General features: G+C 64.4%; 14 protein-coding genes and 1 pseudogene. 9 read left to right on the top strand and 6 right to left on the bottom strand.

Annotated features, from left to right (window positions below; translation table 11 throughout):
• Positions 1-3 precede the first annotated feature (3 nt).
• Together B586_RS01525 and B586_RS01520 are read right to left on the bottom strand one after the other, a co-directional pair.
• The gene (locus B586_RS01525) at positions 4-492 is read right to left on the bottom strand and encodes a flavin reductase family protein (RefSeq protein WP_047315882.1); all 489 of its coding nucleotides are present in this window, start codon (positions 490-492) and stop codon (positions 4-6) included.
• Positions 480-1,514, bottom strand: coding sequence for an isopenicillin N synthase family dioxygenase (locus B586_RS01520; protein WP_156406686.1), 1,035 nt, complete (start codon positions 1,512-1,514; stop codon positions 480-482). The genes B586_RS01525 and B586_RS01520 overlap by 13 nt, the downstream gene beginning before the upstream one ends.
• A 205-nt stretch (positions 1,515-1,719) precedes the next feature.
• Between B586_RS01520 and B586_RS01515 the strand changes: the two genes are divergently transcribed.
• On the top strand, positions 1,720-3,555 hold the full coding sequence (locus tag B586_RS01515) for an acyl-CoA dehydrogenase (RefSeq protein WP_054878893.1): 1,836 nt from the start codon (positions 1,720-1,722) through the stop codon (positions 3,553-3,555).
• A 250-nt stretch (positions 3,556-3,805) separates the two neighbouring features.
• On the opposite strand, the gene B586_RS01510 is transcribed toward B586_RS01515, so the two are convergent.
• A complete protein-coding gene (locus B586_RS01510) occupies positions 3,806-5,161 on the bottom strand; it encodes an acetyl-CoA C-acetyltransferase (RefSeq protein WP_047315879.1) in 1,356 nt (451 codons plus the stop codon).
• A 145-nt stretch (positions 5,162-5,306) separates the two neighbouring features.
• Here B586_RS01510 and B586_RS01505 point away from each other — a divergent pair, with 145 nt between their 5' ends.
• The 3 genes from B586_RS01505 (at position 5,307) to B586_RS01495 (ending at position 8,460) form a co-directional block, all read left to right on the top strand.
• Entirely contained in the window at positions 5,307-6,671 is a 1,365-nt protein-coding gene (locus B586_RS01505) for a 3-oxoacyl-ACP reductase (protein ID WP_047315878.1), read from the top strand.
• A 222-nt stretch (positions 6,672-6,893) separates the two neighbouring features.
• Positions 6,894-7,358 carry an HAD family hydrolase gene (locus B586_RS01500; protein WP_054878894.1) on the top strand — a complete coding sequence of 155 codons (465 nt, stop codon included), beginning with the start codon at positions 6,894-6,896 and terminating at the stop codon, positions 7,356-7,358.
• Positions 7,359-7,617: 259 nt separating this feature from the next.
• A complete protein-coding gene (locus B586_RS01495) occupies positions 7,618-8,460 on the top strand; it encodes a MaoC/PaaZ C-terminal domain-containing protein (protein ID WP_054880775.1) in 843 nt (280 codons plus the stop codon).
• Between the two features lie 5 nt (positions 8,461-8,465).
• On the opposite strand, the gene B586_RS01490 is transcribed toward B586_RS01495, so the two are convergent.
• The 3 genes from B586_RS01490 to B586_RS01480 all read right to left on the bottom strand — a co-directional run bounded on the left by B586_RS01490 (position 8,466) and on the right by B586_RS01480 (position 11,644).
• Positions 8,466-9,683: a chloride channel protein gene (locus B586_RS01490; RefSeq protein WP_231584663.1), complete on the bottom strand. Its 1,218-nt coding sequence runs from the start codon at positions 9,681-9,683 to the stop codon at positions 8,466-8,468.
• A gap of 102 nt (positions 9,684-9,785) precedes the next feature.
• Positions 9,786-10,412 (bottom strand): TetR/AcrR family transcriptional regulator, encoded by a 627-nt coding sequence (locus tag B586_RS01485; RefSeq protein ID WP_047315876.1) that lies wholly within the window; start codon positions 10,410-10,412, stop codon positions 9,786-9,788.
• Positions 10,413-10,480: 68 nt separating this feature from the next.
• Positions 10,481-11,644 carry a glycoside hydrolase family 3 N-terminal domain-containing protein gene (locus tag B586_RS01480; RefSeq protein ID WP_054878895.1) on the bottom strand — a complete coding sequence of 388 codons (1,164 nt, stop codon included), beginning with the start codon at positions 11,642-11,644 and terminating at the stop codon, positions 10,481-10,483.
• A 157-nt stretch (positions 11,645-11,801) separates the two neighbouring features.
• Here B586_RS01480 and B586_RS19745 point away from each other — a divergent pair, with 157 nt between their 5' ends.
• From B586_RS19745 to B586_RS01460, 5 genes and pseudogenes are all read left to right on the top strand, one after another.
• Positions 11,802-11,975: a DUF2613 domain-containing protein gene (locus B586_RS19745; RefSeq protein ID WP_082129666.1), complete on the top strand. Its 174-nt coding sequence runs from the start codon at positions 11,802-11,804 to the stop codon at positions 11,973-11,975.
• A 115-nt stretch (positions 11,976-12,090) separates the two neighbouring features.
• Entirely contained in the window at positions 12,091-16,323 is a 4,233-nt protein-coding gene (locus B586_RS01475) for an alpha-(1->3)-arabinofuranosyltransferase (RefSeq protein ID WP_156406852.1), read from the top strand.
• Entirely contained in the window at positions 16,323-17,114 is a 792-nt protein-coding gene (locus tag B586_RS01470) for a glycerophosphodiester phosphodiesterase family protein (RefSeq protein ID WP_054878896.1), read from the top strand. Before B586_RS01475 ends, B586_RS01470 begins: the two co-directional genes overlap by 1 nt.
• Positions 17,115-17,416: 302 nt before the next feature.
• Positions 17,417-18,376 (top strand): PPE domain-containing protein, encoded by a 960-nt coding sequence (locus B586_RS01465; protein ID WP_168162496.1) that lies wholly within the window; start codon positions 17,417-17,419, stop codon positions 18,374-18,376.
• A gap of 356 nt (positions 18,377-18,732) precedes the next feature.
• Positions 18,733-19,960 (top strand): annotated as a pseudogene (locus B586_RS01460) (aldehyde dehydrogenase family protein); the annotation flags it as partial.
• Positions 19,961-20,141 lie beyond the last annotated feature (181 nt).

Here is a 20,141-nt window from a genome sequence, read left to right as displayed (position 1 = left end):
ACTTCAGACGCCGAGCCGACGGAACATGCTGCGGTGGAACACAATGGGCGCCACGTCGGGATCCACGGTGACCTGGTTGACCCGCAGCACCACAATGGTGTGGTCGCCAGCCGGAATCAGCTGCTCGATCGCACTCTCTAGCCATAGGCTGGTGCCCTTGATGAAGACCGCACCGGCGTCGTTGGACACCGTCTCCAAACCGGCGAACCTGTCCCCGGTCTTGGCGGCCAGCGTGCGCGCCGCCTCGTCGTGAGCCTCGCCCAACACACTGATGCCCAGCATCGGTACGCCTTTGAGCTTGGGCCATGTTGTCGAAATGTTCTGCACGCAAAAGGACACCAGCGGCGGCTCTAAAGACACAGGAACAAAGGTGCTGGCCGCCAGGCCTTCCCGAACCCCGTCGACCTCAGCCGCGATAGCCACCACCCCGGACGGGAAGTGGCCGAAGGCCTCACGAAGTGAGGACGGTGTCAGGTTGTTCATTTCTCGCATTCGACCATACCCGGCGAATACCCGTGCGCGGCGGCCACATCCGGGTGGGCCCGCAATCTGCTCTTCCAAGCGTTGCGCCCGTAGACCGAGAAAATCGGGTCTGACGGATCATCTCTTTCGTCCACGAGTGCCCCGAGTTCTTCAGGCAGCGACAGCATCGGGATCTGCGCGTCCAATCGAGGATTGAAAAAGTACGGCACCGAAATCCGGTCGGCCGCCGGGCCATACAGATTCACCCGGTGCTCCGTGGCACGAAAGTAGCCGCCCGTCGCCACCTCGAGCAGCTCGCCTATGTTGACGACGAACGCCCCATCCAGTGGCTCAACGTCGATCCAGTCGCTGTTCTCGGCGCGATCCCCACCATGGCCGCAGTAGCGACGCACTTGCAGGCCTTGGCTACCAGGCTCGGCCAGAAGCAGGGTGAGCACGCCAGCATCCCGGTGCGCACCCACACCCTGGGCGGTGGCCGCGCGTGCGGGATACCGGATCATCTTGATGAGCGTGGCGGGTGTTCCAGCGAAGGCTGGGTCGAACATGTCAGGTGGGCTGCCCAGCGATGCCGCCCAATGTCCCAGCAATGTACGGGCCACACCGGACAGCGCGGTGTCCCATTCACCGATGATCCCGGGCAACTCGGGCAACGCAGCCGGCCATTGATTGGGGCCCTGCAGCCATAGGTAGTCCGGCTTGCCGAGCCCACCGATCGGCGGAAGCTCCGGCCCGATATCGATCTGCTCGCGCCAGTCCACCTCGCCACCAGTCAGCTCGCCACCCAGCCGCGTGTAGCCGCGGAAATGTGGACTGCGCACCATCGCAATAGCATCTTTGTCGGCTTGCGGCAGTTCGAAAAGCCGGTGCGCCACCTCGAGCACGCTGCCCACCAGCACGTCGGGCACATGATGGCCGGTCAGGTAGCAGAAGCCCACCCCGTGGGCCGCCTCGCGGAGGCTGATGCGCAACGGGCCGGAGTTGGCCCGCAAATCCACCACCGGCAGTGCCGTGATGTTGCGCACACTGATCATTGTGTACATCATCGTCGCAGCTGACAGGCGCTGCCAGTGCCACAGAACGGTCCTAGCCAACCAGTTGGTGGGTTGACCGGTGCAATGTCGCTCACACCGACTTGCGTTGAACTATTTAACCGATATATTTTATCGGTGTTACTGGTGGGTAACTTAATCCGAAGTACCCAACCTCTTGGTGGTTTTCTCGACGAGGAGGACCGTAGTGAGCCACTACAAAAGCAACGTCCGCGACCAGGTTTTTAACCTCTTTGAGGTGCTGGGCGTTGACAAGGCTTTCGGTGCAGGCCAGTTCAGCGATCTGGACACCGACACCGCCCACGAAATGCTGACCGAGGTCAGCCGTCTAGCCGAGGGACCCGTCGCCGCGTCGTTCGCCGATGGTGACCGCAACCCGCCGGTATTCCACCCCGAAACTCACTCGGTCACCCTGCCGGAGTCGTTCAAGAAGTCCTGCAGGGCGGTGGCTGAGGCCGGTTGGAACAAGGCTGGCATCGACGAAGCGCTCGGTGGCATGCCGATGCCCAAAGCCCTGGTATGGGCGCTGCACGAGCATCTCCTGGGCGCTAACCCAGCGGTGTGGATGTATGCCGGTGGCGCCGGCTTCGCCAACATCCTCTACCACCTCGGTACCGAGGAGCAGAAGAAGTGGGCGGTGTTGGCCGCCGAGCGCAACTGGGGTTCGACCATGGTGCTCACCGAGCCGGATGCCGGCTCCGATGTGGGCGCCGGCCGGACCAAGGCCGTTCAGCAGGAGGACGGTTCCTGGCACATTGATGGGGTCAAGCGGTTCATCACCTCGGGTGACTCCGACGACCTATTCGAGAACATCTTCCACCTTGTGCTGGCCCGCCCCGAGGGCGCTGGACCCGGCACCAAGGGCCTGTCACTGTTCTTCGTGCCCAAGTTCCTGTTCGACTTCGAGACCGGCGAGCTCGGCGAGCGTAACGGCGTGTTCGTCACCAACGTCGAGCACAAGATGGGCCTGAAGGTCTCGGCCACCTGTGAGCTGTCCCTGGGCCAGCACGGCGTGCCCGCTAAAGGCTGGCTGGTCGGCGAGGTACACGATGGCATCGCACAGATGTTTGAGGTCATCGAGCAGGCGCGCATGATGGTCGGCACCAAGGCGATCGCCACCCTGTCGACCGGCTACCTGAACGCGCTGGAATACGCGAAGTCCCGCGTGCAGGGCGCCGACCTGACCCAGATGACCGACAAGACCGCGCCGCGGGTGACCATCACGCATCACCCTGACGTGCGCCGGTCGCTGATGACCCAGAAGGCCTACGCCGAGGGTCTGCGAGCGCTGTACCTCTACACCGCCACGTTCCAGGACGCGGCGGTCGCCGAGGCGGTGCACGGCGTGGACGCCAAGCTGGCGGTCAAGATCAACGACCTGATGCTGCCGGTAGTCAAAGGCGTGGGCTCCGAGCAGGCTTACGCGAAGCTCACCGAGAGCCTGCAGACCCTCGGCGGGTCCGGCTTCCTGCAGGACTACCCGATTGAGCAGTACATCCGCGACGCGAAGATCGACTCGCTGTACGAAGGCACCACCGCCATCCAGGCGCAGGACTTCTTCTTCCGCAAGATCGTCCGCGACAAGGGTGTGGCGCTGGCCTACGTGTCGGGCCAGATCCAGCAGTTCGTCGACAGCGAGACCGGTAACGGCCGGCTGAAAAGCGAGCGCGAGCTGCTGGCCAAGGCCCTCGCCGACGTCCAGGGGATGGCAGCCACGCTAACCGGCTATCTGATGGCGGCGCAGCAGGACGTCACCAGCTTGTACAAGGTGGGTCTAGGGTCGGTGCGCTTCCTGATGAGCGTCGGTGACCTGATCATCGGCTGGTTGCTGCAGCGCCAGGCCGCGGTTGCCGTGGCCGCGCTCGACGCCGGCGCCACCGGCGCTGAGCGGTCCTTCTACGAGGGCAAGGTCGTGGTGTCGTCGTTCTTCGCGAAGAACTTTTTACCGCTGTTGACCAGCACTCGCGAGGTGCTCGAAGCGCTGGACAACGACATCATGGAGCTTGACGAAGCCGCCTTCTAGCCAACGGCAAGGCCGCCGCCGGATCCCCTCACTCCAACGGCGGCCCCTTTTCGTACGCCCGTCTTGCGTCCACTGACCGGCGATCGACCCAAGGATGCCCCGCATTGCTGTCGGGGTCGGGGGTTCAGACCACAACACGGGGTCATCCGAACCACCGGATACCCGTCTAGCGGAATCACTAACCGCGCCGCACAAATTTCTGTCGACCAGCCGCCGTCTCGCTTCGGGGTTGCCGCGCTCGCGATCGCCGCTAGGCCTCCAGAATCGCGGCCACACCCTGGCCGCCGGCAGCACAGATCGAAATCAAAGCCCGGACGGGCTTGCCCGCCGCGCTGCCCTTCTGTCCCGCCTTCTGCTCGGCAAGTTGCTTGGCTGTCTGCGCGAGGATACGCCCACCGGTAGCCGCGAAGGGGTGGCCGGCAGCCAATGACGAACCGTTGACATTGAGTTTGGACCGATCGATCGACCCAAGCGCGGCATCGAGGCCCAGCCGCCCCTTGCAGTACTCCTCGGACTCCCACGCCTGCAGATGCGCCAGCACCACCGAAGCAAACGCCTCGTGGATTTCGTAGCAGTCGAAATCCTGCAAGCTCAGCCCGTTGCGGGCCAACAGCCGCGGCACCGCGTAAGTCGGCGCCATCAGCAAGCCGTCATTTCCGTTGACATAGTCAACCGAGGCGGTCTCGGCATCTACCAGGTAGGCAAGCGGGGTCAATGAACGTGCGGCAGCCCATTGCTCGGTGGCGAGCAACGCAACCGAGGCGCCGTCGGTCAGCGGAGTGGAATTGCCCGCCGTCATCGTCGCGTCACCAGCCTTGACTCCAAAAACCGGGCGCAATGTGGCCAACTTCTCCACCTGAGAGTTGGGCCGCAGATTGTCATCGCGGTAGAGCCCCAGAAACGGCGTGACCAGGTCGTCGAAGAAGCCCCGGTCGTAGGCGTCGGCCATATTGCGATGGCTAGCGGCAGCCAGCTCGTCTTGGTCGACCCGCTTGATCCCCATTTCCTTGGCGGTGATGGCGGCGTGTTCTCCCATCGACAGCCCAGTGCGGGGCTCGCTGTTGGCGGGGATCTCGACCCCGATGCTGGCAGGCAGCGTGCCCACCAGCTTCAGCCGTTGCACATTGGATTTGGATCGGCGCAACTTCAGCAGGTTGCGGCGCAGGTTGTCACCCAGTCCGATCGGTGCGTCCGAAGTGGTGTCCACCCCGCCGGCAGCGGCCACCTCATAGCGGCCGGCGGCGATGCCATCGGCTGCGGCGATCGCCGCCTGAAGACCGGTTCCGCAGGCCTGCTGCAGGTCGAACGCAGGCGTGTATGGCGACAGCTGCGACCCCAGCACGCATTCGCGCATCAGGTTGAAGTCGCGGCTGTGTTTGAGCACGGCCCCGCCGATCACCATGCCCAATCGCTGGCCGGCAAGCCCGAATCGGTCCACCAGGCCACCCAGAGCCGCGGTGAACATGTCCTGGTTGGACGCCTCGGCGTAGGCGCCATCTGATCTCGCGAACGGGATGCGATTGCCACCCAACACGGCGACCCTTTGCTTAGCGGGCGCGGTCCTCTGAGTGGTCTTGTTTGTTGCCGCAGAACTTGCAGGGGCCACTTGTAATCTCCGTGTGTCGCCGGGCGTATCTAGTTGGGGGATCAGCTATTGGGGGCCATACTACCCACTGTTCTTACTCTCAAGTAAGTTTGTTTTCCTCGATACGGTTGCCTCATATGGCACACCCGACACGGAAGGCAGCTCAGTGGCCCCCAAGCGCTCATCCGATCTGTTCTCACAGATCGTCAGCTCCGGTCCCGGATCGTTTGTGGCGAAACAACTTGGCGTTCCGCAGCCCGAAGCACTTCGCCGCTACCGGCCTGGCGATGCACCGCTATCCGGATCCCTGCTGATCGGCGGTGACGGCAGGGTGGTCGAGCAGTTGCGTGCGGCGCTCGAGAAGGACTATGACCTGGTAGGCAACAACCTGGGCGGTCGCTGGGCCGATTCATTCGGCGGGCTCGTCTTCGACGCGACCGGCATTACGGCGCCGGCCGGGCTCAAGGGATTGCACGACTTTTTCACTCCGCTGCTGCGCAACCTTGGCCGCTGCGCGCGCGTCGTGGTCATCGGCACCACGCCCGACGCCGCCGCAAGCACCGACGAACGGATCGCGCAGCGCGCGCTGGAGGGTTTCACCCGCTCGCTGGGCAAGGAACTACGCCGCGGCGCCACGGTGGCGCTGGTGTATCTGTCGCCGGAGGCCAAACCAGCCGCCACGGGCCTGGAGTCCACCATGCGGTTCATCCTGTCGGCCAAGTCGGCCTACGTCGACGGCCAGGTTTTCTATGTCGGGGCGGCCGACTCCACCCCACCGGCCGATTGGGATCGGCCGCTGGATGGCAAGATCGCCATCGTGACCGGCGCCGCACGCGGTATCGGCGCGACCATCGCCGAGGTGTTCGCCAGGGATGGCGCCCGGGTTGTCGCGATCGACGTGCAGTCCGCAGCCGAGGCACTGGCCGAAACCGCTAGCCGTGTCGGTGGTACCGCGTTGTCGCTCGATGTCACCGCGGATGATGCCGTCGACAAGATCACCGAGCACCTGCGCGACCATCACGGCGGACACGCCGACATCTTGGTCAACAACGCTGGTATCACCCGCGACAAACTGTTGGCCAACATGGACGATGCTCGATGGGATGCCGTTCTTGCCGTCAATCTACTTGCCCCGCAACGGCTTACCGAAGGACTAGTTGGGAACGGCAGCATCAGCGAAGGCGGCCGGGTGATCGGCCTGTCGTCAATGGCCGGCATTGCGGGCAACCGCGGGCAGACGAACTACGCTACCACCAAGGCCGGGATGATTGGCCTAACCCAAGCGCTGGCACCGGTGCTGGCCAAGAAGGGCATCACGATCAACGCCGTCGCGCCGGGATTCATCGAAACCCAAATGACGGCCGCCATCCCGCTGGCCACCCGCGAGGTAGGACGCCGACTGAACTCATTGTTCCAAGGCGGACTGCCCGTCGATGTTGCCGAGACCATTGCCTACTTCGCCAGCCCGGCGTCAAACGCGGTGACAGGAAACGTTATTCGTGTCTGCGGCCAGGCGATGCTCGGCGCATGATCTGCGCGGCAGTGCCCACTGCAGACAGACCTTCGCTCGGGCTTGTCATCGAGTCAGGGTCAGTTGTCGATCCCGCGCTCGACCGCTTTGCGGCGCCCCGGTGTATACCGGCTTAGACCGGTGCGTACGAGCCGCCAGCCGTGCGCCTCGAGTGGCCGGTGGCGCCCAGCCCTGCGGAGCTTTTTCACCGCTCCGCTAGCCTTTACCAGACCATTCAGCGTTGTGTGGGACCTGATCGGCGTGGATCGGCCCGATTGGCGCGTTGAAATCGATCATCATGACCTTTACCCAGATGCTGTTGAGTGTGTGGCGGCGGCGCGTCGCGCTGGGCTGGTCATCGGGATTGCCGGCAATCAACCCACGGGCGTCGAGGCTGCACTGCATTCGGCCGGACTGGAGGCCGATTTCATTGCCTCCTCCGAGGCGTGGGGTGTCGCCAAACTGGATCGCAGGTTTTTTCTGCGAGTGACCGACGAAGCCGAGGTTCCTGCCCGCGCCATCTTGTATGTGGGTGACCGGCTGGATAACGATGTGGTTCCCGCCCATCAAGCAGGAATGCGCACGGCATTCATTCGACGCGGTCCGTGGGGGTATCTTCATGCCATGAAACCTGAAGTAGCGCTTACCGATTTGCGCCTCGACTCGCTACATGAGTTGGCTAACGCTCTCGCTCCGGAACAGCATTGAGACGGCTTAGTGGCGCCGAAGTCGCCGATCATGCCCAAGAGTCGCTCGGTGAAATCCTGGTGGTGCCACACTGATTCGTTTATCCCGCGCGGGTATGCGCGCATGCCTTGCGGACCCGCAAGGACCCTTGATGTACACCGAAATGTCGACATCCCGCCCCACCGCTGAGTCATATATGATGATGCCGCCGAAATTGCCTCCTTGGATCCTGCACAAGCTCTGCCAGCTCCGATGGCATTTTCCCGTCAAGGAGAACACAGTGAACCAGCCAAGCGGCCTGAAAAATATGCTGCGCGCGGCGGCCGGAGCATTACCGCTGCTACCCCGGACAGACCAGCTGCCCAGCCGGACGGTAACTGTCGAGGAACTACCCATCGACCGCGCGAACGTGGCAGCATATGCGTCAGTTACCGGTCTGCGCTACGGCAATAACGTGCCGCTGACATACCCGTTCGCGTTGACCTTTCCTGCGATGATGTCGCTGGTGACCGGATTCGACTTCCCCTTCGCCGCAATGGGATCGGTACATACCGAGAATCACATCACGCAGTACCGGCCAATCGCAGTGACCGACGTCATCGGCGTGCGGGTACATGCCGAGAACCTTCGAGAACACCGAAAGGGCCTACTGGTGGACCTGGTGACCGACGTCAGCGTCGGCAACGACACCGCGTGGCATCAGGTGACTACCTTCCTGCACCAGCAACGCACCAGCTTGTCCGATGAACCCAAACCGCCGCCACAGAAACAGCCCAAACTTCCCCCGCCGAGCGCTGTCCTGCGGATCACCCCCGGCCAGATCCGCCGCTACGCCGTCGTCGGCGGTGACCACAACCCGATCCATACCAACCCGATCGCCGCCAAGCTATTCGGATTTCCGACTGTCATTGCCCACGGGATGTTCAGTGCCGCAACGATATTGGCTAACATTGAAGGCAGATTTCCGGATGCTGTGCACTATTCGGTCCGGTTCGCCAAGCCGGTAGTGTTACCCGCGACCGCGGGTCTCTACGTCGACGAAGGCGCTGGCAGCTGGGACCTCACACTGCGCAATATCGCCAAGGGGTACCCGCACCTGACCGGTACCGTGCGAGGCGTGTAGCGCGCTCAACCAGCACGCTGATCGGGCTTCGGCGTCACACCGCCGCGACCCCGAAGCAGTGCTTTCAGTCCATGCGCGCCGCCTGCGGTCAGTAAGAAAACGAGAAACAGCCAGAGCGGCGGCCGGGCGAGTTCCCAGACGAAGATCGCCGCCCAGATCGGCGAGCCCTGGGTAACCGCAAGTACCCCGGCGGCACCGGCCAGCGAGACCGCGGGCACGTGCAGGTGCATCCCGGAAAGCCCGTTAATCGACAACACCAACACCGCTCCCGCTGCCGCACCGGTGGCCAGCGCCGGGGTGAGCATTCCGCCGGCCCCGCCGGCGCGCAAGAACAGTGCGGTCAGCAACGGCTTCAACACCAGAAGCACGGCCGCCGTGGACAGGGTGATCCCGCTGGCCAGGCTGACCGTCAGGATACTTCGACCGTTGCCCAGCAACTGGGGCCACCAATGTGAGCAAATGCCCGCAACCAGCCCCGCGCCGGCGAGTGCCGGGATTAGCTGCCAGGTCCGTATCAGGGCGGCCGGCCGCGCCACCGCGACGATCCGGTTAAACGCCAGCCCCACCACGAGGGCCAGCGGTGCTAAGGCCAGCCCGTGCGCGGTCAGCAGATACGTCGACTCCACGCCGGGCCAGTCCAGCACGGGTTGGTCGCCCGTGCTGACCGAGCCGATTGCGACGGCCAGGCTGGAGGTAATCAGCGCGGCACCCAGCGCTCGCGGATGCCAGGTGTGCAGCAGAATCCGCGCGCTGAATAGCGCACCGGCCAGCGGAACGGCGTAGACCGCACCGAGCCCGGCCCCGGCCGCGCAGGTCAGCAAGATCTCACGATCGCGGCGCGACAGCCGCTTCAACCACCCGGTTCCCAAATCGCTTAGGGCCGCAGCGAATTGGCGCGGAGCTCCTTCCCTACCTAGGGATGCGCCGGAGCCAACCAGTAGCACTTGCAGCACGGCGTCGATGCTCCATGACAACCGCGGTATCCGGTTACCGCGAGCGATCGTTTGCGTGAGTGGCGGCACTTCGGTGCTGCGCCGCAAGATCCACCACCCGACCGCCGCCAAGGCGCCGCCGATCAGCGGCCCCAGCGCGCGGCGGACTGGACTGCTGGCGGTGATGCCGGCGAGTAACGTCCCGAAAGTGTAGTGATACGTCAGGTGCTCGACGACGCGCAGGACGAGTGTTGTTGCCAAACCAGCGATCCCGGCTAGCACTCCGACAATAACTAGTGCGCAAAAGAAGTCTAGGTCGCGGCAGCTGGCCCGCCGGCTGGCGAGGTGGCGATCTGCGGAAGAGGCGGGTCGTTCGGCCACGGCACTAATACGCTAGCCGGCGACGATGTTAGGGCCGAGATCTCGATCCGCGGGTGCGCCCTTGAGTCCGTGCCAGAACAGGTTGATCATCAGCTCGGCGGCCTCATCGACGTCGATGTCACCGGTCGTGAGCCGGGTGGCCATTGCCTCACCAGCGCCCACCAGCGCCACGGCCATCATCTCGTATTCATGGTCCGGTCGCGGGCTGCGAGTGCCTACCCGCATCAGCCCGGCCACCAGCTCGGTGATCTGATCGCGTGCCTCACGTGCCGTCTGGGCGAACGCCGGCGAGCTCGTCGCCTGGGTGTACATCACGATCCAGGACGCCCGGTTGGTGTCGATGTAGCGCAGGAACGACACGATTGTGGTGCGTAACAAGTCTTTTGGGCTCTGCGCGAAGTCGATACCGGCGCGCACCACAGCGATGAATCGGCTCATCTCGCGGTTTAGGCAGGCGCCGAAGAGGTCCTCCTTGGAGCCGTAATACAGATACAGCATCGGCTTGGAAATCTGTGCCTCGGCGGCGATGGCGTCCATCGAGGTCTCGTGGTAACCGTTGACCGAGAACAGCTGCACCGCGGCGTCCAGCATTTGCTGTTCGCGAACAGCACGCGGTATCCGTTTGGTACCACCTGCCATCGCATGCCCCTTTAGCCTGACTATCTGACTCCAGAGTAAGCACTGGCGCAGCTGTCACGCAGGCTGTGCTAGCGTCCGCACCCTGGGCCGGGGCCCTTGATGGTGGCCACCCGCACGACTGACGCGTCGACGGCCGGCATCGTTAATTCGCCCGCGGACACCGCCTTCTCCAGCCGGTCTAACACCGCAGGCACCTCCTTGGTGGTGACCCACAGCGCGATGTCGGTGCCGGCCTGCAAGGTGTGCAGCACCGCGTCGGTCACCCCGTACTGGTCGGAGATCGCGGCCATGCTGGATAGGTCATCGCTGAACACCGGACCGTTGAAGGGCGGGGCCCCGTAACCGGCGCCGGTGCGTAGTAACTGCACTGCGGCCGGGCTCAGGCTGGCCGGGTCGTCGCCGGTCAGCCCGGGCACCTGCAGATGACCGAGCATCACTCCGACCGGGGTGTCGGACACCAACGCCCGGTAGGGAACTAAGTCGTTGATTTGTAGCTCCTGCAGCGGCGGCGTGGTGACACCGCCGGTATGCGAATCGCCCGAACCATGCCCGTGACCAGGGAAATGCTTGAGCACCGGCAGCAGCCCGGCGTCGCGCAGACCCCGCGCGTAGGCCCCGGCGTAGGCCGTGACCACGGCCGGGTCCGAGCTAAACGAGCGGCTTCCGATCACGCTGTCGTCCGGGGCGTCGGACACATCGACGACCGGGGCGAGGTCGATGGTGATGCCCAGATTGCGCATCTTGCGGCCACGGTCCAGCGCCATGTCGTAGACCTGGTCGACGGTGCTGGTCTGTGCCAGCACCCGGGCCGACGGAGCCGTCCCGATCAGCGACTTCAATCGCGACACCCGGCCGCCTTCTTCGTCGACGCTGACCGCCAGCGGAAGCGGTCCCGCATTGCGGGCGATGTCCGTCAACGCGTCGTTGGTCAACATCGACAAGTCTGTCCAGCTGCCGATCATGATGCCGCCGACGTGGTGATTGGCGACCACGGCCTTGACGTCAGCCGCGTCACGCACGCCGACCATGAGCAACTGGGCCAGCTTGTCCCGGGTGGACAGGGCGGCCGGCACAGCTGCGACAGGGCTGACACATGCCGGTGTCGGCGGGCCGACCGTCGGCTTGCCGGCCGCGCTCGACGCGGCGCCAGGAGCTCGTGCGGCGCCATGGCCGCAAGCTGCGACCAGCGCCGCTGCGGCAGCGAGCACAGCCAGAGTGCGCGGAAAAGCCATCGGGCCATGGTGTCATGGCGAGTATTCGTGCCGGCACCACCCCACCCGGCACCCACCCGGCACCGACCGACCGGGGTGGTGCGCCGACCGCGTTGATGCTGACCGAGCTTCTGCTAGGTTGTCGCTAGCCACGACCGCACACCCCGAGGAGCCATCGATGAACCGGATCGTTGCGCCCGCCGCCGCGAGCGTAGTGGTTGGTCTGTTGCTTGGCGCGGCCGCGATCTTCGGGATCACCTTGATGGTGCAGCAGGACACGAAGCCGCCACTGCCCGGGGGCGATCCGCAGTCATCAGTGCTCAACAGGGTCGAGTACGGCAACCGCACCTAATCCGGCGACGATGCGGGCGGGTGCGGCGGCCCGGGACCAAGCCGGGCAATCCAGCTCGGGCACGGCGGTAGCGGCCGCTGAGGCGGAGCCGGGGAAAACGCCGTCGGACTCGTCGGTGGTGCCGGTGTCGCGGTGGTGGTTGGCGTTGGTCGGGGCAGTCACGCTGGCGTTGACGTTCGCGCAATCCCCGGGCCAGATCTCGCCCGATACCAAACTGGACCTCACCGCCAACCCGCTGCGTTTTCTGGCCCGTGCGACGAACCTGTGGAACAGTGACCTGCCGTTTGGCCAGGTGCAGAATCAGGCCTACGGCTACCTGTTTCCGCACGGCACCTTCTTTCTCATCGGCCAGCTACTGGGATCACCCGGATGGATAACCCAGCGTCTGTGGTGGGCGCTGCTGCTCACGGCAGGCTTCTGGGGGCTGTTACGAGTCGCCGAGGTGTTGGGAATCGGCAGCCCGACATCACGCGCGATCGGCGCGGCGACGTTCGCGCTATCGCCACGGGTGCTGACCACCTTGGGGTCGATCTCCTCGGAAACCCTGCCGATGATGTTGGCGCCGTGGGTGTTGCTGCCCACGATTCTGGCCCTGCGGGGATGTTCAGGCAGGTCGGTGCGGGCACGTGCCGCGCAGGCGGGGCTCGCGGTCGCGTTGATGGGCGCGGTCAACGCGATTGCAACGCTGGCCGGTTGTCTGCCGGCGGTGATCTGGTGGGCCTGCCACCGGCCGAACCGCTTGTGGTGGCGTTATACCGGGTGGTGGCTGTTGGCCCTGTGTTTGGCGACGCTGTGGTGGGTGGTGGCGCTGGCTCTGCTGCGCGGCGTCAGTCCTCCGTTCTTGGACTTCATCGAATCCTCTGGCGTGACAACGCAATGGTCGTCGCTCGTCGAGGTGCTGCGCGGCACCGACAGCTGGACACCTTTCGTGGCGCCGACCGCCACCGCGGGCGCGCCATTGGTCACCGGGTCGCTGGCCATCCTGGGCACCTGCCTGGTCGCAGCGGCCGGATTAGCCGGGCTGGCCAGCCCTGAGATGCCGGCTCGGGGTCGGCTGGTGACGATGTTGGTGATCGGGGTGGTCTTGCTATCCGCCGGCTACAGCGGTGGGTTGGGCTCGCCGCTGGCGCAGGCGGTGCAGACGTTCCTGGACGCCAGCGGCGCACCGCTGCGCAACGTGCACAAGCTAGGGTCGGTGATCCGAATCCCGTTGGCACTGGGCATCGCCGGGCTGCTGGGCCGGATCCCGCTACCGGGCAGTGCGCCGGTGTCGGTGTGGCTGAACTCGTTTGCCCACCCCGAGCGTGACAAACGTGTCGCCGCGACAGTTGTGGTGTTGACCGCGCTGATGGTCAGCACCTCGTTGGCCTGGACGGGTCGGCTCACCCCGCCAGGCACGTTCAGCGTGATACCTCAGTACTGGCATGACGCCACCAACTGGCTCAGCGAACACAACACCGGGACACCGACACCTGGACGCGTGCTGGTGGTCCCGGGCGCACCGTTCGCCACTCAGGTGTGGGGCACCAGCCACGACGAGCCACTCCAAGTGCTCGGCAGCAGCCCGTGGGGAGTGCGCGACTCCATCCCGCTGACTCCGCCGCAGACCATCCGGGCGCTGGATTCGGTGCAGCGGCTGTTCGCCGCCGGGCGCCCGTCGGTCGGTCTGGCCGATACCCTTGCCCGCCAAGGCATTTCCTATGTGGTGCTGCGCAACGATCTGGATCCCGACACGTCGCGCTCAGCGCGCCCTATCCTGGTACACCGAGCTATCACCGGGTCGCCGCGGCTGGAAAAGGTGGCACAGTTCGGTGCACCGGTAGGCACCGACATGCTCACTGACTTCGTTGCCGACAGCGGACTGCGCCCCCGCTACCCAGCGGTGGAGATCTATCGGGTGGCCACCAGCGATGCGGACCAACTCGGCCAACCCTACTTCGCCGACACCGACCAGCTGGCTCGCATCGACGGCGGACCCGAAGTGCTGCTGCGTCTTGACGAACGGCGCCGGCTGCTGGGACAGCCGGCGTTAGGTCCGGCGCTGATGACCGCAGACGCTCAGGTCGCCGGTCTGCCACTACCCAGCCGGGCCGGGGTCACCATCACCGATACCCCGGTAGCCCGCGAGACCGACTATGGCCGGGTAGACCAGCACTCGTCGGCGATCCGCGCGGCTGACGACGCCCGGCATACCTTCAACCGAGTGCCCGACTACCCAGTCCCGGGCGCGGAGATGGTCTTCGGCGGTTGGAGCGGTGGCCGGATCACCGCGTCCAGCTCGTCATCGGATGCCACCACCATGCCCGATGTCGCTCCGGCAACCTCACCGGCCGCCGCGGTCGACGGCGACCCGGCGACCTCGTGGGTGTCCAACGCACTGCAGCCCGCCGTCGGGCAATGGCTGCAAGTGGATTTCGACCACCCGATAACCAACGCCGTCATCACCATCACGCCCAGCGCGACTGCCGTCGGAGCCCAAGTCCGCCGCATCCAGATCGAGACCGCCAACGGCACTACCACCCGTGCGTTCGATGAGGCCGGCAAGCCGCTCACCGCGGCGCTGCCCTACGGCGAAACCCCGTGGGTGCGGATCACCGCGGCCGCCACCGACGACGGGTCCTCCGGGGTGCAGTTCGGCATCACCGACCTGACGATCACCCAGTACGACGCGTCCGGATTCGCCCACCCGGTCAATCTGCGGCACACCGCGCTGGTTCCCGGGCCGCCGCGCGGTTGGGCGATCGCGGGGTGGGACCTGGGATCGGAATTGCTCGGCAGACCGGGCTGCGCCCCGGCGCCCGACAGCGTCCGCTGCGCGGCGTCGATGGCACTGGCACCAGAAGAACCCGTCAATTTCAGCCGGACACTCACCGTTCCCAACCCGATATCGGTGACACCAACGCTGTGGGTGCGGCCCCGACAGGGCCCTAAGCTGGCGGATCTGATCGCCGAGCCGAACACCACCCAAGCTTACGGTGACGCCGACACGGTCGACATCCTTGGCTCGGCATACGCGGCCACCGACGGCGATCCGGCCACGTCGTGGACGGCACCGCAACGGGTGGTGCAGCACAAGACCCCACCGACACTCACCCTCATCCTGCCGCGGCCCACCGAGGTCGCCGGGCTGCGGCTAGCACCCAGCCGGTCGACACTGCCCGCGCACCCGACGATGGTGGCGGTCAACCTGGGTGACGGCCCACAAGTTCGAGAACTGAACAGGGAGAGCAACGTTTCGGGTGAGCCACCGACGCTTTCGCTGAAACCCCGGGTCACCGACACCGTCACGGTCAGCCTGCTCGACTGGCACGACGTCATCGACCGCAACGCGCTGGGCTTTGATCAGCTCAAACCGCCGGGGCTCGCGGAGGTCGCGGTCCTCGGGACCGACGGCAACCCGATCGCGCCCGCCAACGCCAGCCGCAACCGTATCCGTGAGATCACCGTCGACTGCGATCACGGACCGGTCATCGCGATCGCCGGCCGGTTTGTGCACACCTCGATCCGGACCACGGCAGCAGCACTGCTGGATGGTGAACCGGTCGCCGCGGTCCCCTGCGAACGCGACCCGATCGCACTGCCGGCAGGCCAGCAGGAGTTGTTGATCAGCCCTGGCGCTGCGTTCATCGTGGACGGGGCACAGCTATCGACTCAAGACAGCACCGAATTACCCAGTGCCAACATCGTTTCCGCGGATACCGGCAGGTGGGGTCCCAGTCGCCGCGAGATACGCGTCCCCGCATCGGCCACCTCCCGGGTGTTGGTCATGCCCGACAGCATCAACCCTGGCTGGGTGGCGCGCACCAGCACCGGAGTCCGGTTGACGCCGGTCGCCGTCAACGGGTGGCAGCAGGGTTGGGTGGTGCCGGCGGGGAACGCCGGCACCATCACGCTGACCTTCACCGCCAATTCGCTGTACCGATCGGGCCTGGCGGCGGGGCTGGCATTGCTGCCGCTGTTGGCCTTGCTTGCCTTATGGCGCAGGCGAAGTGAACGTGCCGATGACGCGACCGCGCAACCATGGGCGCCTGGAGCCTGGGCCGCGGTCGCAGTATTGGCGGCCGGGGCGGTGATCGCCGGCGCGGCCGGGGTTGTCGTGGTCGGCGCCGCCCTCGGTCTGCGGTACGCGTTGCGCCACCAGCCGCGGTGGCGCAACGGCCTTACCATCGGCCTGAGCGCGGGCGGGCTGATTCTGGCCGGAGCGGCACTGTCCCGGCAGCCATGGCGGTCGGTCGACGGCTACGCCGGCCATTCCGCGAACGTGCAACTGCTGGCATTGGTTTCGCTTGCCGTGTTGGCCGCATCCGTGGTGTCGCCGCGGCATGACCGCACGAGTGGAGCTTCTTGATGAGCGGCGGCGACGCACATAGCCTGCAGTATTTACACGTTGCTGGACGGATTGCTATGGCGCACAGGGGATTTACATCCTTTAAGCTGCCGATGAACAGTATGGGAGCGTTCCACGAGGCGGCCAAGCTCGGATTTCGTTACATTGAGACAGACGTTCGTGCCACCCGTGACGGCGTAGCCGTGATCCTGCATGACCCTAGACTCGGGTCGGCGACGGGAGTGCCGGGCCCGGTCGACCAGTTGCATTGGCGGGATGTCCGCAAAGCGGATTTGGGTACTGGCGAGACGATCCCGACCCTGGAAGAACTCCTCGCCACATTCCCAGACCTGCGGGTCAACATCGATATCAAGGCGTCCTCCGCCATCGATCCGACTGTCGAGGTCATCGAGCGGATGGGTGCACACAACCGGGTACTGATCGGTTCGTTCTCCGATCGGCGTCGACGGCGCGCGGTGCGTCTGCTGTCCAAGCGGGTCGCCAGCTCGGCGGGCACAGGTACGTTCCTGGCGTTCCTGGCGGCGCGAACGGCCCGCAGCCGAGCAGCTGCCAAGCGGATGTTGCGCGACAGTGACTGCTTGCAGTTGCCTGCTCGGCTTGGGGGTGTGCCTATCATTACGCCGGCACTGGTGCAGGCGGTGCACGCTTGCAGACGCCAGGTTCATGCCTGGACGGTCGACGAGCCCGCCACCATGCACGCACTTCTGGACATCAACGTGGACGGCATCATCTCCGATCGCGCCGACCTGCTGCGCGAAGTTCTCATTTCCCGCGGCGAGTGGGAGACGTAGCCGCCGCCCTGTTGGCTCCAGGTTTGCGAGCTGGTTAACTGGATATGCAGTCACCGTCCAAGGAGTTGCGGCCATGGGATGGTTTTCGGCACCCGAATATTGGCTGGGCAAACTGTCCGTAAACCCGCCACCTTGATGAGATCCGGTGACGAACCGCCCGGTTGCAAACTCAGTCTGCGCTGCGATAGTCTTGTACATCATTTTTCCATGCTCGTTCACAACAGTGATCAATAGCAGTCATTTTATACAACGGTGTATTCATTTGAGCTTTCCTTGAATGAAGCGGAGTTAACATGCCCACCGTGACCGTACAACCCTCAGAGTTGCTTCAATCAGCCAATGAGCTAAAAGAAATCAGCGACCAGATTTGCGCAACGAGGGATAACCGGCTGGGGCAGCCTATTGTTGCAGCCCCTGGTAATGATTGCGTGTCGGAATTGGCGGCGAGCAACCTGTCCGATCACTTACGGACGTGCCGCCGGAGACTCACTGACCTCGCCAACCGTTTGAACGAATATGCGCTCACACTAACCAACAGCGCCAAGGCATATGCGACCACCGAAGCCGACAACGCTGAGGGTCTTCAACTAGAGCAATCGAGGATGGCATCGGCACCGCAAATATCGACACAGGCCGCTATCACTCAAGAGAACGAAGAAATTCCTGACGAGCCCATTATCGGCCTAGCTGGTTATCAGCGTCTCTACTGGAATCAACCACCGGAATTTAATTCCAATAATATATACGAAGGCGTTGGAGTTGGGTCACTACGCGAACTCCTCCTCGGTTTCCGAGACGTAGAAGCTGAATTAGATGTCTTCTCGAATAGATTGCAGAAATGGGAAAATAGGCTGCGAGAGCAGTGGTCAGGTCCGGCGGCAGAACAGGCGGCCACGACAGCCACCGAACTTAACCGGTGGATGTGTGTTTTCATAACCGAGACCGCTGAGGCAACCGATGCGGTCGCCACTATCGGTCAGGCCTATGAGCGTGCACGTGATGGGGTGATACCTCCGAAGGCTATTGAGGATAATCGCACTCAGCGGGCGGACCTGGCGTCGGAGCAAGCGGCGGGGTTGGTGCGACACGATAAGAAGATCTCGGAACTCGATGCGGAATATGACCAGTTCTGGATGACAGACATGGAGGCGATGTGTTGGTATGAGAGGGCCGTGGGTATCGCATTGATGCGTATGCCTGTGTGGAAGAAGCTACCGTGGCGCGCTTTTGGGCTAGCTAGCGTCAGGGAACGCGGCGGGTGAAAGTGATTTCGATCGTTTGAGCTTTGAGAAGTCGTTACTGCCGCCGCGCGTCGATGCGGTGCCGAAACGTCGGCTTGAGGAGGCTGCCAGCGCGACGCGCCTAAGCGCGTCCGCATTCGTCCTGCAAGCTGCTCATTGAGCCGCCGACGATCTATCAGTTAAGCGGCTGTGCTCGTCATCTCCCTCCGGCCACGATAATGACAGGCTGGACGCAGATGTTTCACCAGTCAACCCGGACGAAGGGGTCAGTGTGTCGATCGCCACTATCAACCCGGCCACCGGCGAGACGGTAAAGACCGGCCACCGGCGAGACGGTAAAGACCTTTACCCCAGCAACCCCGGATGAAGTCGAGGCTGCGATTGCTCGCGGCTACGCGCGGTTCGACGACTACCGTCACACCACCTTCGCTCAGCGCGCCAAGTGGGCTAACGCCACCGCCGACCTGCTCGAGGCCGAAGCCGACCAAGCCGCCGCCATGATGACCCTCGAGATGGGTAAGACGCTGGCCTCGGCCAAGGGCGAGGCACTGAAGTGCGCCAAGGGTTTTCGCTACTACGCCGAGAACGCCGAAGCGTTGCTCGCCGATGAACCGGCCGACGCCGCCGCCGTTGGCGCGTCGCAGGCATTCGCTCGCTACCAGCCGCTCGGGGTGGTACTGGCCGTGATGCCGTGGAGCTGTACCTCGCCGACGTCATTGCCCGTGGCGGCTTCCCGCAGGGCTGTTTTCAAACGCTGCTCATCTCGGCCAGCGGTGTCGAAGCCATCCTGCGCGATCCCCGAGTCGCGGCGGCCACCCTCACCGGCAGCGAACCGGCCGGCCAGTCGGTCGGCGCCATCGCGGGCGACGAGATCAAGCCCACCGTGCTCGAGCTCGGCGGCAGCGACCCGTTCATCGTGATGCCCTCAGCGGATGTGGATGCAGCAGTGGCCACCGCGGTCACCGGTCGGGTGCAGAACAACGGCCAATCCTGCATCGCCGCCAAGCGGTTTATCGCCCACGCCGACATTTACGACGAGTTCGTCGACAAGTTCGTCGCGCGGATGGAGGCGCTGCAGGTGGGTGACCCGACCGGCCGGGATGGTTCTACCCACCGACCGTGGTCACCGGCATCACCAAGGACATGGCGCTCTACACCGAGGAGGTCTTCGGTCCGGTCGCCTCGGTGTATCGTGCCGCCGACATCGACGAAGCCATCGAGATCGCCAATGCCACCACCTTCGGGTTGGGTTCCAACGCCTGGACACAGGACGAGACCGAGCAGCGGCGCTTCATCGACGACATCGCGGCCGGTCAGGTCTTCATCAACGGGATGACGGTGTCCTACCCCGAATTGCCGTTCGGCGGTGTCAAGCGGTCCGGCTACGGACGCGAGCTGTCGGCCCACGGGATCCGCGAGTTCTGCAACACCAAGACGGTCTGGATCCGGGTAGGGCCGCAACTCATTCAGGTCGTCGACAGACAGCGTTACATTGGATTCTGGACGCCACCGGCATGGGCTACTGGGAATCCAGGCTGCACCGGGTACCGCGGCGGACTCTTCCACGAAAGCAGGAGCGCCACCGCATCCTCCACGAGACCTTGATAGAACGTCATGGCCGCAACATCCTTGGCCCAGTACTCTTCATAATTTGCATCTAGCTCCGCGACCTTGACGGCATTCCGCGACTGTGCAACTGCTGGCATTGATTTCGCTCGCCATGTTGGGCGCATCAGTGGTGTCCACCGTAAGGAGTTCATAAGTACGCGAAAGTGCAACTAGCGAC

Source organism: Mycobacterium haemophilum DSM 44634 (assembly GCF_000340435.2).
In the GTDB taxonomy this organism is placed as follows: domain Bacteria; phylum Actinomycetota; class Actinomycetes; order Mycobacteriales; family Mycobacteriaceae; genus Mycobacterium; species Mycobacterium haemophilum.
The sequence above is the reverse complement of the archived record's forward strand: the minus strand, read 5'-3'. Positions and strand labels throughout refer to the sequence as shown.

Coding starts and splice junctions, on each gene's coding strand:
- B586_RS01520 (WP_156406686.1), bottom strand. CDS start 1,514: ATGATCAGTGTGCGCAACATCACGGCACTGCCGGTGGTGGATTTGCGG.
- B586_RS19745 (WP_082129666.1), top strand. CDS start 11,802: ATGAACCGGATCGTTGCGCCCGCCGCCGCGAGCGTAGTGGTTGGTCTG.
- B586_RS01485 (WP_047315876.1), bottom strand. CDS start 10,412: ATGGCAGGTGGTACCAAACGGATACCGCGTGCTGTTCGCGAACAGCAA.
- B586_RS01525 (WP_047315882.1), bottom strand. CDS start 492: ATGCGAGAAATGAACAACCTGACACCGTCCTCACTTCGTGAGGCCTTC.
- B586_RS01470 (WP_054878896.1), top strand. CDS start 16,323: ATGAGCGGCGGCGACGCACATAGCCTGCAGTATTTACACGTTGCTGGA.
- B586_RS01480 (WP_054878895.1), bottom strand. CDS start 11,644: ATGGCTTTTCCGCGCACTCTGGCTGTGCTCGCTGCCGCAGCGGCGCTG.